This is a genomic window from Pedobacter sp. V48, from assembly GCF_000523515.1.
Lineage (GTDB): Bacteria > Bacteroidota > Bacteroidia > Sphingobacteriales > Sphingobacteriaceae > Pedobacter.
In genome coordinates, this window is record NZ_AWRU01000029.1 from 66,501 (window position 1) to 88,081 (window position 21,581).

18 protein-coding genes and 5 pseudogenes are annotated in these 21,581 nt (G+C 37.6%); 5 read left to right on the forward strand and 18 right to left on the reverse strand.

The window, feature by feature from the left end:
* Positions 1-53 precede the first annotated feature (53 nt).
* Entirely contained in the window at positions 54-437 is a 384-nt protein-coding gene (locus N824_RS19780) for a hypothetical protein (RefSeq protein WP_048906877.1), read from the forward strand.
* 224 nt (positions 438-661) lie between these two features.
* Entirely contained in the window at positions 662-1,324 is a 663-nt protein-coding gene (locus N824_RS19785) for an HAD family phosphatase (RefSeq protein ID WP_048906878.1), read from the forward strand.
* A 3-nt stretch (positions 1,325-1,327) separates the two neighbouring features.
* On the opposite strand, the gene N824_RS19790 is transcribed toward N824_RS19785, so the two are convergent.
* A complete protein-coding gene (locus tag N824_RS19790; RefSeq protein ID WP_048906879.1) occupies positions 1,328-1,510 on the reverse strand; it encodes a hypothetical protein in 183 nt (60 codons plus the stop codon).
* 192 nt (positions 1,511-1,702) lie between these two features.
* On the opposite strand from N824_RS19790, the gene N824_RS19795 reads away from it, so the two are divergent.
* Positions 1,703-2,122: a VOC family protein gene (locus tag N824_RS19795; protein ID WP_306413912.1), complete on the forward strand. Its 420-nt coding sequence runs from the start codon at positions 1,703-1,705 to the stop codon at positions 2,120-2,122.
* A gap of 59 nt (positions 2,123-2,181) precedes the next feature.
* Here the strand turns inward: N824_RS19795 and N824_RS19800 are convergent, their stop codons facing one another.
* From N824_RS19800 to N824_RS37380, 16 genes and pseudogenes are all read right to left on the reverse strand, one after another.
* Entirely contained in the window at positions 2,182-3,144 is a 963-nt protein-coding gene (locus N824_RS19800; protein ID WP_048906881.1) for a 2-dehydro-3-deoxygalactonokinase, read from the reverse strand.
* Positions 3,144-4,427: an MFS transporter gene (locus tag N824_RS19805; protein ID WP_048906882.1), complete on the reverse strand. Its 1,284-nt coding sequence runs from the start codon at positions 4,425-4,427 to the stop codon at positions 3,144-3,146. The genes N824_RS19800 and N824_RS19805 overlap by 1 nt, the downstream gene beginning before the upstream one ends.
* 10 nt (positions 4,428-4,437) lie before the next feature.
* Positions 4,438-5,586, reverse strand: coding sequence for a galactonate dehydratase (gene dgoD, locus N824_RS19810; RefSeq protein WP_048906883.1), 1,149 nt, complete (start codon positions 5,584-5,586; stop codon positions 4,438-4,440).
* 10 nt (positions 5,587-5,596) lie between these two features.
* On the reverse strand, positions 5,597-6,220 hold the full coding sequence (locus N824_RS19815; RefSeq protein ID WP_048906884.1) for a bifunctional 4-hydroxy-2-oxoglutarate aldolase/2-dehydro-3-deoxy-phosphogluconate aldolase: 624 nt from the start codon (positions 6,218-6,220) through the stop codon (positions 5,597-5,599).
* Positions 6,221-6,230: 10 nt separating this feature from the next.
* Positions 6,231-6,530, reverse strand: a pseudogene (locus tag N824_RS38595) (SMP-30/gluconolactonase/LRE family protein).
* Entirely contained in the window at positions 6,451-7,191 is a 741-nt protein-coding gene (locus tag N824_RS35610; protein WP_161662343.1) for an SMP-30/gluconolactonase/LRE family protein, read from the reverse strand. Before N824_RS35610 ends, N824_RS38595 begins: the two are co-directional and overlap by 80 nt.
* Positions 7,192-7,365: 174 nt before the next feature.
* Positions 7,366-8,241, reverse strand: coding sequence for an OmpA family protein (locus N824_RS19830; RefSeq protein ID WP_048906887.1), 876 nt, complete (start codon positions 8,239-8,241; stop codon positions 7,366-7,368).
* Positions 8,242-8,375: 134 nt separating this feature from the next.
* Complete coding sequence (locus tag N824_RS19835; RefSeq protein ID WP_048906888.1) at positions 8,376-8,798, reverse strand: GNAT family N-acetyltransferase; 423 nt, start codon at positions 8,796-8,798, stop codon at positions 8,376-8,378.
* 46 nt (positions 8,799-8,844) lie between these two features.
* Positions 8,845-9,963, reverse strand: coding sequence for an acyltransferase family protein (locus N824_RS19840; RefSeq protein ID WP_048906889.1), 1,119 nt, complete (start codon positions 9,961-9,963; stop codon positions 8,845-8,847).
* Between the two features lie 8 nt (positions 9,964-9,971).
* Positions 9,972-11,453 carry a RagB/SusD family nutrient uptake outer membrane protein gene (locus N824_RS19845; RefSeq protein WP_152542412.1) on the reverse strand — a complete coding sequence of 494 codons (1,482 nt, stop codon included), beginning with the start codon at positions 11,451-11,453 and terminating at the stop codon, positions 9,972-9,974.
* A gap of 5 nt (positions 11,454-11,458) precedes the next feature.
* Positions 11,459-13,387 (reverse strand): annotated as a pseudogene (locus N824_RS35615) (SusC/RagA family TonB-linked outer membrane protein); the annotation flags it as partial.
* A 25-nt stretch (positions 13,388-13,412) separates the two neighbouring features.
* Positions 13,413-14,825 (reverse strand): annotated as a pseudogene (locus tag N824_RS35620) (SusC/RagA family TonB-linked outer membrane protein).
* Between the two features lie 194 nt (positions 14,826-15,019).
* On the reverse strand, positions 15,020-16,093 hold the full coding sequence (locus N824_RS19860) for a FecR family protein (protein WP_048906893.1): 1,074 nt from the start codon (positions 16,091-16,093) through the stop codon (positions 15,020-15,022).
* 150 nt (positions 16,094-16,243) lie between these two features.
* Positions 16,244-16,777 carry an RNA polymerase sigma-70 factor gene (locus N824_RS19865; RefSeq protein ID WP_048906894.1) on the reverse strand — a complete coding sequence of 178 codons (534 nt, stop codon included), beginning with the start codon at positions 16,775-16,777 and terminating at the stop codon, positions 16,244-16,246.
* A gap of 116 nt (positions 16,778-16,893) precedes the next feature.
* Positions 16,894-17,358, reverse strand: a pseudogene (locus N824_RS34460) (GH25 family lysozyme).
* Positions 17,253-17,816, reverse strand: a pseudogene (locus N824_RS37380) (GH25 family lysozyme). Before N824_RS37380 ends, N824_RS34460 begins: the two co-directional pseudogenes overlap by 106 nt.
* Positions 17,817-17,990: 174 nt before the next feature.
* On the opposite strand from N824_RS37380, the gene N824_RS19875 reads away from it, so the two are divergent.
* Together N824_RS19875 and N824_RS19880 are read left to right on the forward strand one after the other, a co-directional pair.
* Positions 17,991-18,362 carry a BlaI/MecI/CopY family transcriptional regulator gene (locus N824_RS19875; protein ID WP_048906895.1) on the forward strand — a complete coding sequence of 124 codons (372 nt, stop codon included), beginning with the start codon at positions 17,991-17,993 and terminating at the stop codon, positions 18,360-18,362.
* Entirely contained in the window at positions 18,359-19,987 is a 1,629-nt protein-coding gene (locus N824_RS19880; protein ID WP_048906896.1) for a M56 family metallopeptidase, read from the forward strand. Before N824_RS19875 ends, N824_RS19880 begins: the two co-directional genes overlap by 4 nt.
* Before the next feature lie 162 nt (positions 19,988-20,149).
* Here N824_RS19880 and N824_RS19885 read toward each other — a convergent pair whose 3' ends face one another.
* Positions 20,150-21,523 (reverse strand): dipeptidase, encoded by a 1,374-nt coding sequence (locus tag N824_RS19885; protein WP_048906897.1) that lies wholly within the window; start codon positions 21,521-21,523, stop codon positions 20,150-20,152.
* Positions 21,524-21,581 lie beyond the last annotated feature (58 nt).

Consider the following 21,581-nt stretch of genomic DNA (forward strand, 5'->3'; position numbering starts at 1 on the left):
TAAACCATTCCTATCTTTATCCCTCTATAACTCTAGAATAACAAAAATTGTATATGAAAAGATTAATCTTCACAGCGATATTATTCATTAGTATGGGTACTATGGCATTTGCACAAACTGACAAAAAGGTAAAAAAAACGCCTGAACAAAAGGCTCAGTATGCAACAGAGGAGCTGACTAAAAAGCTATCGCTAACTGCCGATCAAAAATCAAAAATTGAGGCAATAAACATCGAAAGCTTTAAAAAAGTAAAGGATAGCAATCCTAAAGGCGAAAAGAAAGACAAAGCTGCTATTAAAGCCGCTAAAGATGAAAGAGACAATAAAATAAACGCAGTCTTGAATGACACTCAGCGCAAAGCTTACAAAGAGTTTAAAGCAGAAAAGAAAACTGAGAAGAAAGCAAACAAAAAAGACGCTCCAAAAAAAGCTGAATAATAACAAAACAGCTTTCAAACAACAAGAGGATACCTAAAAAGGTAAGGTCGTCATCCTGAATTCATTTCACTGTTGTCCGGTTATAAAGTTAACCGGACAACAGTGAAATGAATTCAGGATGACGATGAGCATAATCAAACAGCAAAGACACCTTTTTAGATATCCTCTTGTTTATACTCATCGTCATTAACGATGAGCTCTTTTAAAATTCTTAACTTTGTTTCATGAATAAAGAAATTGCTGTCATTTTTGACATGGACGGTGTGATCTGCCATACCAATCCTTACCATTCCCTTGCCTTCCGTGAGTTTTTTTCGACAAGAAACCTGACTCCTACAGATGAAGAGTTCGCCCAACACATGTTTGGCAAATCAAATAGTTATATCCTCAGCCACTTCTTAAAAAGAAAAATTGAAGGCGAAGAACTACTGCAATTAGAACAGGAAAAAGAAGGTCTTTTCAGAAAAATATACGAACCCAATGTACAACCCATTTCAGGTTTAGTTGAGTTCATAAACAACCTAAAAAACAATGGCGCAAAATTAGGTGTGGCTACTTCGGCTCCATACGCCAATCTGGAACTGATACTCAACAAAGTACCCATTAGAGAAATACTAGGTTCTATAATGGCAAGCGAAGATGTGAAAAAACATAAACCTGACCCTGAGGTCTACCTTACGTCAGCCAAAAACCTTGGGATGTTACCTGATCAATGCATCGTGTTTGAGGATTCGTTTTCTGGAGTCTCGGCCGCTTTAAATGCAGGGATGAAAGTAGTTGGGGTGCTTACCTCTCATACTAAAGAGGAGCTTCCTCCTTGCAATTTATACATAGATGATTATAAAGATCTATCTTATGATACCATAAGTCGGTTAATCGATAAATAGAATTTACTTCTTTACGGTAATGCTTCTCCCTGTTACAAGAATAAACTTGTAAATCCGGTATAAGCCATCATCAGTAATTTCTATTTTCTCAACCAAGCCGGTTTTACTAAATGTATCGGTAACCAGATTACCAATTTTTACATCTTGTAATACATTCGATGGTGTTTCGTTATTTAATCTAATCATGACAGCAATGCGAAATTAAGAACCAAAGGTAGTTTTAAAATGTTATTTTAACGTTAATCAATATATAGAGAAAAACTTGTCGCAAACAGCCCCTAAAATTGACCTTTTCGCACCTCAATGCACCCATGTCTAATCTATAAATTTGTTTAACAACAATTTTTAAACTTACATAACTTAGAAAACATGGCTAAAATGAATCCTTACTTAAACTTCAACGGCAAAGCCGAAGAAGCTTTTAATTTTTACAAATCTGTTTTTGGGGGCGAATTTAGTGCCGTCCATAGAATGACCGAAGCACCTGAATCTTCGCAACTTCCTGAAAATGAAAGAAACGGAATAATGCATATTGCATTGCCAATTGACGGACATACTACACTAATGGCTTCAGATATACTTCCTTCTTGCGGACATATTTTAAATGAAGGGAACAATGTTCAAATATCTCTTCACCCAGAAAGCAGAGAAGAAACAGAACATCTTTTTAACGGGCTATCAGCAGGCGGAACTATTGAAATGCCCCTCGAAGATACTTTCTGGGGCGCTTATTTTGGAAGTTTTAAAGACAAATTTGGCGTGCAATGGCTGGTGAATTTTGAACAAAGCCAAAAATAAAGAAATCTCAATGCGGTAGTTAGAAAAAATGCCTGATGAATAATTTCATCAGGCATTTTTTAATTTAAGTTCATAAATTTCGAAAAAATTAGCTGTTGCCCCTTAATAAGCGCAAGATCTGCATCAATTTCCTTATTAATCGTTAAGCCAAGTTCATCACAGGCTAATTTATACAAAGAAGCGTGTACTGCCCCACCCACCAAATAAATTGGCACATCTGGTTTTAATCCACCCAACTCAGTCCCAATCAGTAGACCACTTAAATAGTGTAAGTTTTGCTGAGAAGGGATATTTTTAAGCACCTGATTGGTTCTCACCATAAAACCGGCATGTAAGAGATTTGAGTGCTGGCTTGCTCTAACTCCTTCCTTAAAGCGTTCCTGATTTTGAGGATCACCAAAATCCCCTCCTTCCTCTACCGAAGCCGATAATATGCTATTCACAGAAAGAAGATTAAAAAATTCACCGGTCATATAGGTCTTAAAGCTAACGGCCTGGTTGCTTTTTACTACAATGTGCTTGGGATGTGTACCCGGCAGAATTAACAATTGCTCCTGATCTTTATTATCCAAAAAAGCATCGCAGCCCACAACTTTAGTCTCCTCCCCACGCATTACATCACAATCAGTCATAGCTCCAGATATAATTACGAATGAGTTAGCTCCCGTACTATCAGCCATAAACTCTGTTTTCAGATCAGAACCATCAAGGTTAAATGGCAATTTCTTGTAAGGCAAGTCTATCATTCCAATTGTTGATGAGGCCATCCCAGAAAATAGTACAGGGATACCATCTGTAACCATATTTAAATTCTGCTGTAATGATCTTATTTCATCTTTTACGATAGATGCATAAAAATTTGCCCGCGACAAAAGAGTCCCTCCTTTTTGCTGCCAAAGTTTATACGTATCCGAAATTCCGTGGCTACTCTTTGTTTCAGCAAGAATGGCAAGGTCTTTCGCCTGAATCAAACGAAGTCTGAAGGAACTTGTCCCCCAATCACAGCTAAAAAAATAATCCATCAATTCTTCGATTTAATACGCTCCACGTTCCCAACCAGAAAGATGTATGAGCATGCCCCCATAAATCCTAAAACTGCGATAAAGATTAATGCCGGGGCAAAATTCCCGCCACTGGCCAGAAAACCGATAACAATGGGCACAACTATCCCCGAAAGCTGCCCTATAAAATTGAATACCCCACCCGTTATATTAATAAGGTGCTTTGGTGCAAGACTGGAAACAAAGATCCAGGTAATCGATGCAAAGCCTACTCCAAAAAAGGATAAAGCCATAAAGAAAATAATTAGCCCCGGTGTATCAACAAAGTTGGCTCCCAGAATAAACACAGAAATTAACAGTCCTATAATGATTGGTCTTTTACGTGCTTTTGCGGCAGACACTCCTTTTTTCATTAAATAATCAGACAAAAAACCAGAGCAGAGCACACCGGCAAAAGCTGCAAGGTAAGGTATTGATGCCCAGTATCCAGATTTGATAAAATCCAGTCCCCTATAATCAACCAGGTATTTCGGAAACCAGGTAAGGAAAAACCACAAAGTGGAATTGACCGCAAACTGACCTATATATATCCCCCATAATTTTCGGTGCGACAATACTTCTTTCAAATCAGCCCACTCAAACTTCTTTTTTGAATCTGCGTCGGAAATAGATTTTCCATCCATTAAACCGCCTCCGCTCTCTATGAGTTTTAGCTCTGCCTCATTTACTTTTGAATGTTTTAAAGGATCACGGTAAAAAACATACCATACAATTCCCCACAATACACCTATTAAACCGGTTACCACAAATAAACCCTTCCAACCCACATAAAATTGAATTTTCGAAAGTACTGGCATTAAAAAAGCCAGCCCCAGGAATTGCCCTGAAGTATAAACTGCAATTGCCGATGCCCTTTCATTATCAGGAAACCAATTACTCACTACCCTGTTATTAATTGGAAATGCAGGGGCCTCAAATGCTCCGGTTGCCATTCTAAGGCCAAATAGCGTAACAAACCCTCTGGCAAAGCCCTGCACAATGGTGGCAAACGACCAAGTGATGAGGCTAACCGCATATAGGATACGTGGACTAAAGCGATTCACCAATATCCCACCTGGAATTTGAAACAACAGATATGTCCAGCTGAAAGCAGAAAAGATCAGTCCCATCTGCACAGACGAGAATTTAAACTCTTTGCCAATATCAGAGGCTGCAACTGCCAGATTGCTCCTGTCCATGTAATTGATAACTACATTAACAAAAATCAAAAAAAGAATCTGGTAGCGAATTTTTGTTGGCTTCATATTCTATAATTTACCATTCAGCAACACTACCATCCTCATGTCTCCAAACAGGATTCCTCCAGTTATGCCCAATTGCGGCCATTTTTCTTACATGCTCTTCATTAATTTCAATTCCTAAACCAGGCTTATCTGGAATCTTCACATACCCATTTTCATACTCAAAAACCGTTTTATCGGTTAAATAATCCAGCAGATCGCTTCCCTGGTTATAATGTATCCCCAAACTTTGCTCCTGAATAAAGGCATTATGACAAGTTGCATCAACCTGCAGACATGCAGCCAAAGCAATCGGCCCTAACGGGCAGTGTGGTGCAGCGGCAACATCAAAAGCCTCTGCCATAGAGATTATCTTTTTACACTCCGTTATTCCCCCAGCATGTGAAACATCTGGCTGAATAATATCAACATATCCTTCCTTCAGTAGCGTTTTAAACTGCCACTTCGAAAACATCCTTTCACCTGTAGCAATAGGAATAGAAACATGATTGGCTATCTCCCTAAGGTCTTCATTATTTTCAGGCAATACCGGTTCTTCAATGAACATTGGACGATACTGTTCTAACTCCTTAGCCAGAATTTTAGCCATGGGTTTGTGCACACGACCATGAAAATCTATTCCAATTCCAAATGCAGGTCCAACTGCCTCTCTTACCGCAGCGATACGTTTTATAGCCTCATCAATTTTATCATAACTATCTACATATTGAAGTTCCTCAGTGGCATTCATTTTTACCGCTAAAAAACCTTGCTCAGCCATTTTCTTTGCGGCCAGTCCCACATCAGCTGGACGATCTCCGCCAATCCAGGAATATACCTTCATCTTATCCCTGGCTTTTCCACCTAACAACTGATAAACCGGAGCATTAAAAAACTTTCCTTTAATATCCCATAGTGCCTGATCTATACCCGCTATCGCGCTCATCAGAATTGGACCACCACGATAAAAACCAGCCCTATACATCACATTCCAATGATCTTCGATATTCATAGGATCCTTACCTATAAGATATTCCATTAATTCATCAACCGCAGCCTTTACCGTTGCCGCTTTCCCCTCAATAACAGGTTCACCCCATCCAACAATCCCCTCATCAGTTTCAATTTTTAAAAACAGCCATCTTGGTGGCACCTGGAACAATTCGTAGCTTCTAATTTTCATTTTGGGATATTTATAGGTTAACTGCCTGAACAAACGCTTGAGCTTTAGCAGTAAGTTTGGAAAGATATTCTAGTGTAACTTCTTGTTTGGTATTAACCAGTGCGCTGCCGATTCCAAATCCAACAGCACCCGCATTTTTAAAGTCTTTAATATTTTCGAGCGTGACACCTCCTGTAGGCAATAGTGGGATTTGAGGCAATGGTCCGGCAATATCTTTTAGATAAGAAGGAGAAGTGGCCGGAAATACTTTCACAATATCAGCCCCATTTTTATAAGCATAGTAGATTTCAGTAGCCGTATATGCACCTGGAATATTCACTACACCAAGGCTTTTTGCTATTTTAATCACCTCTATATCCACTATTGGCGAAAGGATAAAGCTTGCTCCTGCGGCAACAGCCTTTTTTGCCGAGTCAACATCAAGAACAGTACCTGCACCAATGATCATCTTGCTACCGAATTTATCGTTAAGCTCTTTTATAACAGTAAGTGGCTGCGCCGAGTTCATTGTAATTTCGAGTATACGAATCCCTCCTGCATATAATGCTTCGGCTATTTTTATCACGTCGGCAGGATTCGCACCGCGAATAATGGCAATAATTTTATGTTCTAAGATTTGAGATAATGTGGACATAGGAATATAATTAGTGACCTGCTTTTTTTGCCAGGTCAACTTTTAATAAATAGTTATCGGCAGTAATGAAAAGTGTTTTATAATTATCTGCAAAGGCACAATTAGACGTGCTACCTTCAATCTTTATTTTTCCAAGCAGCGTACCCCTCTTATTGTATATCCAAACTCCACCCTGGCCCGTTGTAAAAACATTGCCTTGCTTATCAATCTTAATACCATCAGTACCTCTGTCATTTTGAAAAATCCTTCCATTTATCAATAATCMNTTCWKNATKSWGATCATAAAGGTATAAATAGGGCTTTTCACCATCTGAATTTGCTATTAATAAGCTTTTTTCGCCCGGGAAGAAAGCGATTCCATTTGGCCTTGAAATCGAGTCTACTAATAAGGTTACTTCTCCATTTTTAGAAATCTTATATACTCCCTGATACGGAGCTGCTTTTGATGGATTATTAACACCTTTTTCTAACCCATAAGGTGGGTCTGTAAAATAAATATCACCATTACTTTTAACAATCAGATCGTTCGGGTTATCGAATTTTTTACCTTTATACTCATTGGCCAGTGTAATATAATCTGCCTTAGGATGATCCAGTGAAGCATTCATAAGTGCTACTCTCCTATCGCCATGTTGGCATAACAGTAGTTGTCCTTTATGATTAAGCGTTAACCCGTTCGATCCCAGTTCTTCTGTTCTGGGCTGAGTTCCGGTGTAGCCTGAGTGTTCGAGATAAACCTCCTTACCTTTTTCGGGTGTCCATTTGTAAACGGTATTTTTTAAAACATCTGAAACCAATAGCATCCTTTTACTTTCTATCCATAAAGGTCCTTCTACCCAACCGAAACCATCGGCAATCACTTCAACCTTAGCATCATGATTTATGATGGCATCCAATTCTTTACTTAATTTTTCTATTTTCCCATCGGGTTCTTTTTTTGTTGGCTGTGCAAACAAAACAGATATGTTCAAAAAGATGATTAAAAARSWKKMKRYKGSRYTACAGGACTTGATTTGGTTTATCATTTGGCATAAAAAAAGCATGAACAATAACGTAAGATAAAAATAAAAATATTTATCCTCGTAAAGTCATGCTTCTTTATTCTGATTTGCGATCTCTTGCGAATCAGATAACACTATTCCTGCCTATTCTTTTACAGGTTCTTTAGCTTGTTCTGGAGCTTTACCAATTAACTCCATAAACTGATCTAATTTGGGTGTTATAATAATCTGTGTACGTCTGTTTCTTGCTTTGCCATCTGGCGTATCGTTTCCTGCAATCGGGTTATATTCACCTCTACCTCCTGCGGTTAAGCGCTTCGGTTCTACTCCATAATTATTCTGTAATGACTGAACTACTGACGACGCCCTTAAAGCACTTAAATCCCAATTGTTACGAATATTTGTCTGCGAAATCGGCACGTTATCCGTATTACCTTCAATCAATACATCGTATCCCTGGTAATCCTTAATAATTTTAGCAATTTTGCTTAGTGTTTCACCCGCTTTATCAGAGATCTCGTAGCTTCCAGATTTATAAAGCATGTTATCCGACAAAGAGATATAAACTACTCCTTTAAGCACTTTCACATCCACATCCCTCATTTCTTCTCTACTTAATGAACGTGTAAGGTTATTGGTTAACACCAAATTAAGTGAATCACTTTTGTTTTTAGTATTTACAAGGTGTTGGATGTATTTATTTGAGGCATTAATCTCATCAACCAATTTTGAGATATTTACATTACCCTGGCTGGTAGAGCTCAAGCATTTATCAAGTGCAGCCTGCAAAGAGGCTGAGTTTGCTTTTTCAGAGGCAATCTGTTCCTCTAGGCTCTTTACTCGTGATGTTGTTCCGGAGAGCTCCTGTTGACCGGACTGATACTTCTGATTCAAATCCTTAGTCTTTTCTTTTAATTGATCGTAACTAGATTGGAGATCGTTATACTTTTTGTTGCTAACACAACCCTGGGTTACCACAGCTGCTATCAGTACTACCGGTATTAAACTGGAAAATTTCATAATCCTATTAAATTTATTAGTCAAAATAATAGAACTGCAATCTCTATGCCATGCTGTGCCGGATCTATAATTAAAGGGGGTGTTCAAAAAGGATAAGGTCATTAAAATGATGACCTTATCCTTTTTGAACACCCCTATAAGAACTTTACAAAATCTTTCGGGTATTCAACAAAACCTTGTCTTAAATAAAACCGATGTGCGTCAGTCCGCCTTGCATTGCTGTGAACCATAATCCGCTTGCACTTCCTTTCAATGGCCAACGCAGTACCATGTTCTTCCAACGCTTTACCAATTCCCAGGCTCCGGGAATCATCATCAACCACAAAATAGCTAATTACCGCATAGTCCACTTCAAATGCTATTTGAGGAATGAAATGAAGAGATATAAAGCCTAATACTTTTCCTTCCAATTCATAAACAAGGTCCTTATGATCTGATCTATCCGAAAAAGAATCTAGTTTTTTCGCTATAAACCCTTCTTCGGTTGGATAACCAAGTTGTTCCATTAAAATCCGAATAGCGCTCGCATCCTTAAGTTCTGCTTTCCTGATGTTCATAACCTTATTAGAAATAAAAATCTAATCTATAACTTTTAGGTCATACTTAAATTTTAATATAGATCTTCTTTTTGTCCATTATATACCCAACCAGCCAGCAAAGCATCATAAAACTCAGCGCAAAAACCAGCGTTCCAAAAGCTCCTGGAAATAAAGGCTGATAAAAAACATTGTTTATCCAGTTGTAAAAGCTCAGTCCCGGTTTTACCCATATTAACTGAAAAACGACCAGTAAGAGTTCCGACAAAAGATAAATAGCCAGAGAATTCCTCCCAAATACAAGAAAAAAACTATTTCCCCAATTGATCCTCTTTATCTCTATAAAATAAATAAGAACCCCTATGATCACCAGATCCAAACCCACTGTGAGCAATACAAATGAACTGGTCCAAAGCTTTTTTGCTATTGGAAAAAATTGTCCCCAAAACAATGAAAGAAAGATAAGCAAGGCACCAACTAACAGTAGCTTAGCCACAGACTCATAATTTCTTCCTTTTTCCTGAATATAGGCTCCTGCCAAATATCCACCGATCACATTAACAATACCTGTTAACGTGCTTAGCAGGCCCTCAGGGTCAAATGCAATTGGCCCTCCTTTATCATGATACAAATGAGCATCACCCAAAATAAAAATATCCAAACGAGTACCTGCATTGCCCAGCATGGTATATTCCTGACCTTGTTCCCCAAATAACAATAAAAATCCCCAGTAACCTAAAAGCAGGGCTATTGAAATGATCAAGGCAGATTTTTTTGAGCAGTAATGAACAATTAGTGCCCCAAACAAATAACAAAGTGCTATGCGCTGTAATACCCCCATTATTCTGGTGTTACTAATCGCGTTAAACACCCAGCTACCATCCTCTCTATGCATAAATGGGAACCAGTACATTAAATAACCCAGTAAAAAGATGACAGCAGATCTTTTAAAGATCTTCATTAAAAAACTGCTGTCACTTTCAAATTTCTTTTTCGAAAAACTCAATGCATTACCAACTGCAAAAAGAAACGATGGAAAAACCAGGTCAGTTGGTGTAAAACCAAACCATGCGGCATGATCTAAAGGAGCCCACTGTGTGGCTCCCGAACCTGGAGAATTTACGATGATCATAAAACAAATGGTCATTCCTCTAAAAATATCCAGCGTGGTAAATCTTTCTTGCATAAATGAGTTTAGTAATTCGGATTTTGTTTTAACACACCATTACTTTTATCTATTTCAACCTGAGGTATTGGATAATAATAATGCTTAGGCCGTACAAAAGTCACTGTTTTACCCTGGTCTACCGGAGCTTTTGATTTTGCCAGATTATATATCGCAGCTATATCAACTAAGTTCTTTTTATCCCATCTCATCAAATCCTGATGTCTTTCGCCTTCTCCTGCCAATTCAACACGTCTTTCATGGATCAATTCTTTCATTCCTGCATTTACAACAGGGGTTAATAACACTGAAGCCCTGCGTCTAACCTGGTTAATCAACGCATCGCCAGCTCCAGCTCCCTGAGTACGGATTTTTGCTTCGGCAACTAAAAGATAAATATCAGATGATCGCATTAAAGGAACTGCATAATTATGGTCTACACCATTTCCTTCTGAAGAACCAGCTGGGAAAAACACTGCATATTTACGGAAGCTAAACCCAGTTGATGACAGGTCTGAGGTAAATTCTGTATCACCTTTGCCATCCCCTAAATCTATCTTATCTCCTACACTTAATAATGTGGCAGATTTACGTGGGTCATTTAATTCAAATTCATCTGCGAGTCCTTTTAATGGCTGGCTAAATCCGTATCCTCCCCAAGCTCTAGGAATATAATAAATCGTATAATCATTAGACATTACATTTTGTAATCCCTGTACAGACATCAGAAGCTCAGTACTGTTTTTATTAGCCCTCGTAAAGTTCTCTGCATAAGTAGCTGCCAATGCATATTTACTGTTGTTTATTAATTTTTCGCCGGTTGTAATTGCTTCAGGCAGCTTTTCCCAATACATATACAACTTAGTTAACAACCCTAAAGCTGTTCCCTTACTTACCCTTCCAAAGTCTGCGGCACCATAGTTTTCCGGTAAAAGGTCTACAGCTTTCAAAAGATCTACTTCTATTTGTTTACGAACCTCCTCAATTGAAGATTTTGGTATATTGAAGTTACTCTTAGCGTAATCCTCTTCAGTAACAATAGGTACGTCACCATAGATCACCATTAATCTCCAATAGCCAAACGCTCTGAAGAAATAAGCTTCTCCCATACTACGGTCTTTTATGGCAGGAGTAATATCAGTGATTTTTGGGATGTTGATAATCGCATTTGTTGAACGGTTCACCGTCTCATATTTATAGGTCCAGCTAAAATTTATCTGTGCATTTGATGCATTGTAAGTCAAATTCTCTATTGCCTCATCCTCAGCATGATCTCCTGAACGCCAGTAATCATCTGATGCTACATCAAATGTAGTTTCAGCATGAGAGATATAATCTTCCTGCGCTAATAAGTTATAAATACCAGAAATTGTATTTACAGCATCTGTTTCATTTCTGAAATAGTTATCCGTATTATAAACCCCTTTCTGAGTAAGGTCCAGATTTTTCTTACATGCAGTGGAAAAAGCCACTACAAATAGACATGTATATATGATATATTTTGTTTTCATGGTGATTAGATTTTAAGAGTTAAACCAAATGTGAACGAGCGTACAGATGGATATTGAGCAACATCAACGCCTCTTTGTCTATTGCCATTTGTATATCCCAGTTCAGGAGTATAACCCGAATAATTGGTGATCATGAATAAATTCTGACCAGTCACATATAGCCTTAAGCTACTAAAAGTGGCTTTTTTCACAATAAAATCAGGCAGTGTATAGCCTATTGTTAAATTCTTTAAGCTAACGTAGTTACCATTTTCAACAAACAGATCTGAAGTACGATAGTTCTCATTTGCACGATCAAGTGACATCCTTGGTATTGAATTACTTGTTCCTGGACCTGTCCATCTATTTAATGTTTCGGCATAAAGGTTAAAAGAATAGGTTGGATCCATGCCTTGCATCCTGTCTGCATTATACAAACTCACTCCAAATACGCCGGTTAGGTTTGCCGATAAATCAAATCCTTTGTACGACAAGCTGGTTTGAAAGCCCAAAGTTGCTTTTGGATTAGGGTTTCCCAGATAGGTTCTATCTCCTCCATCAATCATCCCATCTCCATTAATATCAACAAAACGCACATCTCCTGGCTTTATAGAACCTTTTCTTGAATCATTCTTCAAATAAGGATCATTGTCAACATCAGCCTGAGTTTGATACAACCCTGCTGTTTTCCACCCATAAAATGAAGCTATAGACTGGCCTTCATAGGTTCTTGAAATTTCCTGACTTGAGCGGCCATACACTGTAGAAGGAATAAAGGCGCTTACGCCATAAAGCTTGGTTACTTCATTTTTGATGAATGAGCCATTAAATCCAAAAGAGTATTTAAAGCTATCACCCGATTGGTAATTCACCTCTGCTTCTATACCTCGGTTGTTCATATCCCCAATATTAATGTCAGGAGCAGTTACTCTTCCTGCTGTCCCTATCAATAAAGCAGGGACAAGCATTTTATTGGTATTTTTATCAAAATAGGTAATTGTAGTGCTTAGCTTATTGTTTAAAAAGCCTGCCTCCAAACTCACATTGGTCATAGCTGCACGTTCCCACGTAATATCCGGATTAGCAGTTATTGTCACTGCAGAACCATTAACACCAAAGCCCCCAAAAGTATAACCATTTGTGCCATAAGTATTACCAACAACTATCGAACTTGCATACTGGAAACCACGAATATTCTGGTTACCCAGCTCACCCCATCCTCCTGTGATCTTTAAATTGCTTATCCAACTAATGTCCTTCATGAATTTCTCATTAGACACTCTCCATCCTAAAGAGAATGCAGGAAAGTAACCCCAGCGGTTTCCATCTGCAAATTTTGATGAACCGTCTGCTCTAAAGGTCAGGGTTGCTAAAAATCTGCCATCATAATCATAAAATCCCCTGGCAAAAACAGATTCCAAGCCCGATGGATCATCATAACTACCATCGGCAGTTAAAAAGGCATTTCCTTTTCTTAAAGTCCTTTGATCTTTAGAAGTATCATCATACCCCACTCTACCAGCAGAGAAATAGCTTCCTCTAAAACTTTGTGAAGAATATCCACCAGTGAAAGTAATATGGCTTTTGCTGATCACTTTATCATAGGTAAGTACAAGATCCAGTAAATGCGAATAATTCTCCGCCTCTGCCTGTGTTAATGTTGAACTTGTTGTTTCTCTTGTTTGGATTCTGTCTTCTATGTTAAAAGAATAACTGCGGCCAATTGTACCATCGAAACCATAGTTGGCGCGGAATTTTAAGTCTTTATAAATAGGCACCTCTGCAAACACATTGGCAATAGCCCTGTATTTACGGTTATAAGCATCAGCCTGTTGAATGGTTGAATAAGGGTTATTAATATCACCTAACTGGTTGGCAAAAGCTTTTGAGGTTCCATATGTTCCATCATCATTCATTGTAGGAATTGCAGGATTAAACCTTAACGCAGAAAAGAGAAGGCCTGTCTGAGAATCATTATTATTAAAACCATTTKKTWCNYMCMTAWGWTNAMSTGNNCAGSTTTTGCCCTAACTTTAACCAGGGTTTGATCTTATGCTCCGAATTGATGCGGGTACTAAAGCGTTTAAAGTAGGACTTGTCAATAATCCCTTTTTCATCATAAAAAGAGGTAGAAAAATAATAGGTAGAAACCTCATTGCCTCCCTGCAGATTAAGATCAAGATTATTTACTTTTCCGCTTCCCAGGATGGCTTTCTGCCAGTCTGTACGCTGGGTCGAATAATACGCATCATTCCATGGTGCTTCAATAGCAGCCCCATCGTTAGTAAATCTTTCTCTTTTAAGTGTATAAAGATCAGGAGCCGTAAGCAAGTCAATATACTTGGTAGATTTAGAAACACCTGTATATGCGTTTATAGAAGTAGCCAATTTCTGACTGTAACTACCTCTTTTAGTAGTCACCAAAACTACTCCATTCGCAGCTCTTGTACCATATATAGCGCTTGACGATGCATCCTTTAATATCTCTATTGAAGCAATATCGTTAGGATTCACATCACTTAAGGCGTCAGGATTACCTGAAGGTACTCCATCAATTACTACCAAAGGGTTAGCATCATTTATAGTACCGGTACCACGGATACGGATACTTGGCGCAGCACCGGGAGTTCCATCATTACGAACAATATTAACACCAGTAGCTCTGCCTTCCAATGCCTGGGCAACTGTACTTACAGGCAGGTTCTGAATATCACTGCCTTTAATACTGGCTATTGATCCTGTAACATCTATTTTTTTAGAGGTACCATAACCTACTACTACAATCTCATCCAAATTGGAATTCGTTTCAACCATAGTAATGGTCAAGTTAGTTTGTCCGGCTATATTAACTATCTGTTTTTCATAGCCAACATAACTAAACTCTAAAACCCCGTTTTCAGGAGCATTAATTACAAACTCGCCGTTAACATTGGTTGTAGCCCCAATATTGGTTCCTTGCAATTTAACACTAACCCCAATAAGTGTTTCTCCTTTTGAATCAACAACTTTACCTTTTATGGCAATTTGGGCTTCTGGCGCACCAATGATTACCACATGATCATCAGCTATTTTATATGGCAATTTACTGCCCATTAATGCATCCATAATGGCGTGGATGCCCGCATCTTTTACCTGCAGATCTACTTTACCTAGCTTCTTTAAGCTGGCATAATTGTAAAAAAAGCGGTAGTTACTTTGTTTTTGAATCTTTGTGAGAATGTTGCTTACTTCCGTCTGTTTTAAATCAAGTGAGAACTTTTCCTGAGAATAAACATTCGCCGAAACCTGTAAACAGGTGAACATAATTAGTAATAATGCTCCTTTCATTAGCAAAATTATTTTAAAAGGTGGTTGCATATAAAGCCACGCAAAAGCTTTTGTAATCTTTTTCATTACATTTGTTTTTGAAAATTAAGGAATAGAGTAAGTCCATTACAACGCTTACTCTTGTGAATTAAATCCGGATTTTTAAGGGGAAGAACTGCAATTCTTCCCTTATTTATTTGTGGATTTTCAGGAATCGGTTAGATAAAATTTCTTCATTTTTTTTAGTTTAATTTGGTTTTTATTATCGGTTAATTATTTTCTTATGGTGCAGAGAGGTGAACTACTCCTTTATCCCTTCTGAACTTAAATGGAGTGGTCATTTTTATTAATGAGAGCGCTTGTTCCAACGATTCTTCTTCAAATACACCGCTAATTTCTTCCTTTTTCAAGGTTTCATTATCAAATACCATTTTTACATCGAATCGTCTCTCAATCTGTTTACCTACCTCTTCAAAACTTTCATTTGTAAAAATCATTTTATTGCTCAGCCAGGCAATCTCTTTAACATCCTGTGTATTGGCTTCAGATAGCCTCTCCAGCTGATACTCCAATACTGCTGCTTTTTTATCAGCATTTCTGCCCTGCTCCAGATCATTAGCTACAGTAAGCTTTTCATTGGGTAGCATCACAATCTTCTTTTCTGGCTTATCATTTAATTCAACCAGGATTTTTCCGCTAAGTAATGTAGTTTCAACTTTTTTATCTGTTGCATACGCCTTAACATTAAATACAGTTCCCAATACCTTTACAATGAATTTCTCGGTATGAACTAGAAAAGGTCTTTTAGGATTTTTTTCTACCTGAAAAAAACCTTCACCCTTCAGGCTCACCTCTCTGCTTGTAGCAGAAAACACTTCCGGATAAGTAAACGTACTCCCTGCATTCAATTTAACTTTTGTGCCATCAGACAATTTCAAGTCCCTGGTTTTCCCAAAAGGAACATAGATCCGGTGCATTTCTAAACCTGCAAACTGATCCGGAACAGCTGGTTTCCTTCCAAAGAAAAAAAACACAGTTAAAATGCCCATAATCAATGCTGCTGCTATCCACTTCCAATATATTAATGAACTTATCTTAGCCTCCTTAACAGGTGTAATCGTATTTTCCTCTGTTCTGATTTTATCCCAAAGCCCATCAATCTTTTGATTAATGTCTTTTTGCTTTATTAAAGTGTCTGATTGTTTTTCCTCTGTGGTTAACGCATTTGTAAAAGCCTGCATTTTTCTATATTCCGGAAAATGAATAAAAAACTCCTCCAGCTCAGCTAATTCTTCTGTTGTGGAAGATTTAGATATACTTTTGGCCATTAATTCAATAAACCTGGATTTTATCATATATATAAATAGTGTCTAAGTTAAAGACACGCGAGGGTATCGATATTCCTAAAAGAAATAAAAATATTTTTGAAATTCTTAGGAATGGCTTTTAGCATCCCTTAAGCCGTTATGTCTGCTATCGTCTAGATGACGAATGCCAGTGCAATTCTACCTACTATGAATTGCCGAATCGAGCTTTTTGAGTGCAATGGATAGCTGCGCAAATACAGTTTTATCAGAAAGCCCAAGAATACTTGCTACTTCTTTACAAGACAAATCATCTTCCTTTACCATTTTAAAGATAAGCTTGCACCGGGCAGGTAAGTCATTAATAGCCCTCAGCATATTATCTGACAATTCCTTACTGATCAAAATCTGGGATGGATCAACTGACAAATGAAAATAATACGCTTCAGTTACCTTTATTTCATTATTCTTTTTAGAGGTAATGCTACGCAAATGATTTAAGCATGCATTCTTTATCGATGTATAAAGGTAAATCTGCATATTGTTGATGCGCAAGTTTTCCTTACGCTCAATCCAGAGCCTTACCAACACATCATTTACAATTTCTTCTGCAATCTCACGCTCTCCCACAAATGATTGTGCGAACCGGAAAAACTTATTTGCATATCCCTCGTAAAGCTCATTAAATGCAGATTCGTCCTCATTTTCCCGAATGCGAATGACCAGCTCCTGCATACCCCAATATTTAAAAATAATTTTTAGTAATATTAGAAATAATGATTCATTATATATTTATAACTGTAGTTATTTTTCTTTTAAATAACTTAAGCTAACCATTAACAGAAAGGATTTTATTTAATCAACATTTGTGAAAAGGTTGTACTATCACCTTTAAAAACATTAAAATCTACTGCATGATTAATACCTGAGATTCTTGCCTTATCGGAGTGTTGCCAAAAGAACCATTTGGTAGCCTCATTAACTTTAAGCTTTGGCTGATGATAATGAGCAATCCATAAAGGATAATTATCAAAATACCCTTTCAAATAGTCATTATAGAACGACAGCCCAGTATAAATAATTGGTTTTACCTGCTCTCTTTTCTCTATATAAGAGACAAACTCTTTCAGTTGCGCCCGCATATTTGCAGGCGAAGTACCATTTAATTGTTCTATATCTACAACAGGAGGAAGATCGCCAGCCTCGAATTTTACAGTTTGCAGGAAGAACTTAGCTTGCCWKYWYYMCGNYYTMTNAKKWYTAANRRRWWTRMTWYRMYMYRSASANSRMTCMMKRMTTTGGCAGCCTCGCGCCAATTTCGCTGAAAATAAGGATCAACACTAAGCATCCCCTCTGTTGCCTTTATAAACGCAAAATGTACGCGCACATCATCTTCTTCCATCGCCTTAACCCTTTTCCAGTCTATTTTACCCTGGTAATAAGAAACATCTATACCATGTATATTGTAATCCTTTGGTATCCGGATATTAAAGCTGCGATAGGTACGATATGCAGGATCCTCACCCAAATCCTTTAGCCATCTCCATGTTGAAGTAAACCCCTTAATAATATAGGCGTAATAAAAAGGAGATAAAAGAACCAACAACACAGCAACAAGCATGAACTTAACTTGCAATGACCAGGGCTTCTTCTTTATTTGCTTTTTTCGGGGAACGGCCTTTTTACGTGGTACGGTAGTTTTTCGCGGAATAGAAGTCTTTTGCGAAACGGGTGTTTTTCTTTGTGCTGGCGGCATGATGCGACAAAAATACATTATATCGCCAGTTTTGAAGGATTGCAAAAAAAATATTTGACGAAACTAATATTTTAGTTGCTAAACTAAAATATTAGTTCTATATTAGATTTACATTCTAAACAACTCTAAATTAAGATTTTGAATTAGAATTGAAATTAAACATTAACCATATATAATATACGACACCCTATCATGAAAGAATTGACCAAGGCAGAAGAACAGATCATGCAAGTATTATGGGAACTGAAACAAGCTTTTGTAAAGGATGTAATTGAACAACTTCCAGATCCGAAACCCGCAACTACAACAGTATCTACAATCATCAGAATATTAGAGGGTAAGGGTTTTGTAAATCATGAGGCTTTTGGCACCACTCACCGCTACTTCCCTATTATCAATATAGATGATTATAAGGGCTTTGCTGCCGGAAAATTATTGAATAACTATTTCGGTAATTCTGTTGAAAAAATGTTTTCCTTTTTTCTGAAACAGGAAAAGGTGGACTTAAAGGAAGCTGATGAAATACTAAAACTAATTGAGAACCTTAAAAAAGATCAAAAATGAATGCCCTAACCTATCTTTTGCAGGTAAACCTATACCTGCTTCTCTTTTACCTTTTTTATCTTGTATTACTTCGCTATGAGACTTTCTTTAGGTTGAATCGATTCTATTTAGTGGGCTCAGGGATACTCGCACTTTTTATTCCACTTCTGCGGGCAGATTGGATAAAGGAGCTATTTGTTACAGAACAAATAAAACAACTGGCTCAAATAGTGAATACTCCAATTCCACAAATAGACAACATTACATATACAGTTATAAAAGCTCAAGAACAACCTTTATTAACCTCCATTGAATGGTTTTGGCTCGTTTACGGACTAGTAACGCTGGTATTTCTAATCAATTTTTTAAGAAAACTCTATCTGTTGAATAAAGTTCTAAAGAAAGGGAACAAGGGTCGGGCATTTAGCTTTTTCAATAAAATTTTTGTAGATAATGAATTAGAAGGTCAGGAAACCATCATGAAGCATGAGTTGGTGCACGCAAAACAATGGCACTCTGCCGATGTGATCTTCTTTGAGCTTTTTACTGCCATGAACTGGTTTAATCCGGTTACTTACCTCTATAAAAATGCAATTAAAAACATACATGAATTTATTGCAGATGAAACTGCCGCCTCAACATTGGAAAATAAATCAGCATATGCCCTCTTGCTGGTCTCCAATGCTTTTGATACCCAACCTGAGCAATTAACAAACAGTTTTTATAATCAATCATTATTAAAAAGGAGAATCATTATGTTACACAAAACAAAATCTCGCAAGGTTGCCATACTGAAGTATGGGCTCTCAGTACCTCTTTTTGCAGGTATGGTTATTTTTTCATCGGCCAGCGGAGCTGAAGCAAAAATCATCAATAAGATTACAGAGAAGGTAGTTCCTGTTATTGCAAACTACCCAAACGCTGACTTGAAGTCAAGAGGATACCTAAAACGGAAAACAGAACCAATCTATGCCTCTAAAGTGAAAAACAGCAAGAAAAAAAGCAATATTTCCCTAATTATGGAGTCAGGATCCCTTAGCCAGGATGTTCCGATTAATTTGAGCGATTATGCCCATAATTTCAAAGACGAAGGCGGTACCCAAAACTTCAAAGAGGGCATGATCTTTATATCCTTTGAGGTTAATGAGCGTAAGAAACCTGGCAATTTTAAAATATCAAAATCTGATAATTTTGAATGGCAGGATGATTATTTGACTTATCTCAACAAATTTAACGATACAGTCTCACTGACAAAAGGTACTTATCACTTCTACAAAGGCTATATATATGCTGGTAACGAAGAAAAATATCCGAGCGACAAAGAATTATTAAATGGCAAAACAAAGATGCTATTTGGTGGATACATCAAACAGATGCCAACATTTATCACCCATGATGAAACTAAAGAAGAAGCAGGAAAAATTGTGAATTATCTAACTAAAACTCCGCTGACAGACCCTATAGTATTTGTTGACGGTAAGAAAGCAACCTATAAAAAAACAAAAATGGGATTTAAACTTGATGAGCCGATATACCCAAGAGGTCTAAAATCAATTCGCGTATTTAAAGATGACAAGGCTGTTGCAGAATATAATGAAAGTGCAAGAAAAGGATTAATTGTTATAGTCACAAAAGACACTAACTAAACCAGAAAAAAACACGGTTAAGTTAAATAGTGGTTTCTAGATAAATCGCTATAAATAAAAACACCAATGTTCCTGATCGACACGCGGATTTTATTTCTAAATCCGAGGAGAGAAGGAACATTGGTGTTTTTATTAAATAGGCAGACCGAAGTCAAAAGCTAGTTACCCTTTGCTCAATTCCGCAAAATATTTATGAAACAAAGGCAATGTTTCAATTCCCTTATAGTAATTATAGATATCATACTTTTCGTTTGGCGAGTGTAGCGCATCGCTGTCCAAACCAAAGCCAAAAAGCACAGATTTAATACCTAAAGCACTTTCAAACAAAGCAACGATAGGAATACTTCCACCACCACGTGTAGGAATAGGTTTTTTACCAAAAGAATCAACAATGGCTTGCTCCGCAGCGCGGTAAGCTATACTATCAGTAGGTGTAACTACCGGCTCACCACCATGATGTGCAGTAACTTTAACCTTAACATAGTCTGGTGCTATACTTTCAAAATGTTTGGTAAATATCTCTGCAATTTCATCTGAACTTTGATGAGGCACTAAACGCATAGAAATTTTAGCATTTGCCTTTGAAGGAAGTACAGTTTTAGCACCCTCTCCAATATAACCACCCCAAATTCCATTTACCTCCAAAGTAGGTCTAGTTCCGGTACGTTCAAGTGTCGAATAACCTTTCTCACCCCATTCAGCAGCAATTTCAAGATCTTCTTTATATTCCTTCAAATCAAATGGCGCTGCATTTAAAGCAGTTTTCTCTGCATCTGTAAGTTCAATTACTTTATCATAAAAAGCAGGTATGGTAATGTGATTATTTTCATCATGTAAGGAAGCAATCATTTTACACAATATGGTAATTGGGTTTGCTACTGCACCACCATACACACCAGAGTGCAAATCGCGGTTCGGACCAACAACTTCAACTTCCATATAAGCTAAACCACGCAAGCCTGTTTCAATTGAAGGATGCTCCATGCTGATCATTGAGGTATCAGAAATCAATACCACATCAGCTTTTAAACGCTCTTTATTCGCATTTACAAAGATGCCAAGGTTTGCTGAGCCAACTTCTTCCTCACCCTCAATCATAAATTTCACATTACATGCCAGCGTGTTGGTTTTCATCATCAACTCAAAAGCCTTTACATGCATGTAAAACTGGCCTTTGTCATCGCAAGCACCACGGGCATAAATCTTTCCATCGCGCACGGTAGGCTCAAACGGAGGCGTTTTCCATAGTTCCAACGGATCTGCAGGTTGCACATCATAATGGCCGTAAATTAATACAGTAGGAAGACTTTCGTCAACAATTTTTTCTCCGTAAACAATTGGATAGCCGGCAGTTTCACAGATTTCGACTTTATCGGCACCTGCATCTTTAAGTTTTTGGGCAACATAATCAGCAGTTTTCAGTACATCCCCCTTGTATTTTGGGTCGGCACTAACCGATGGGAAGCGTAACAATTCAAACAACTCATCTAAAAAGCGTTGCTTGTTTTCTTCAACATATTTTTTGATTTCTTGCATAACAAATTAGTTTTTACGAATTTATTTTAAGTTAGTTTAAAGGCACCTGTATGTCAGG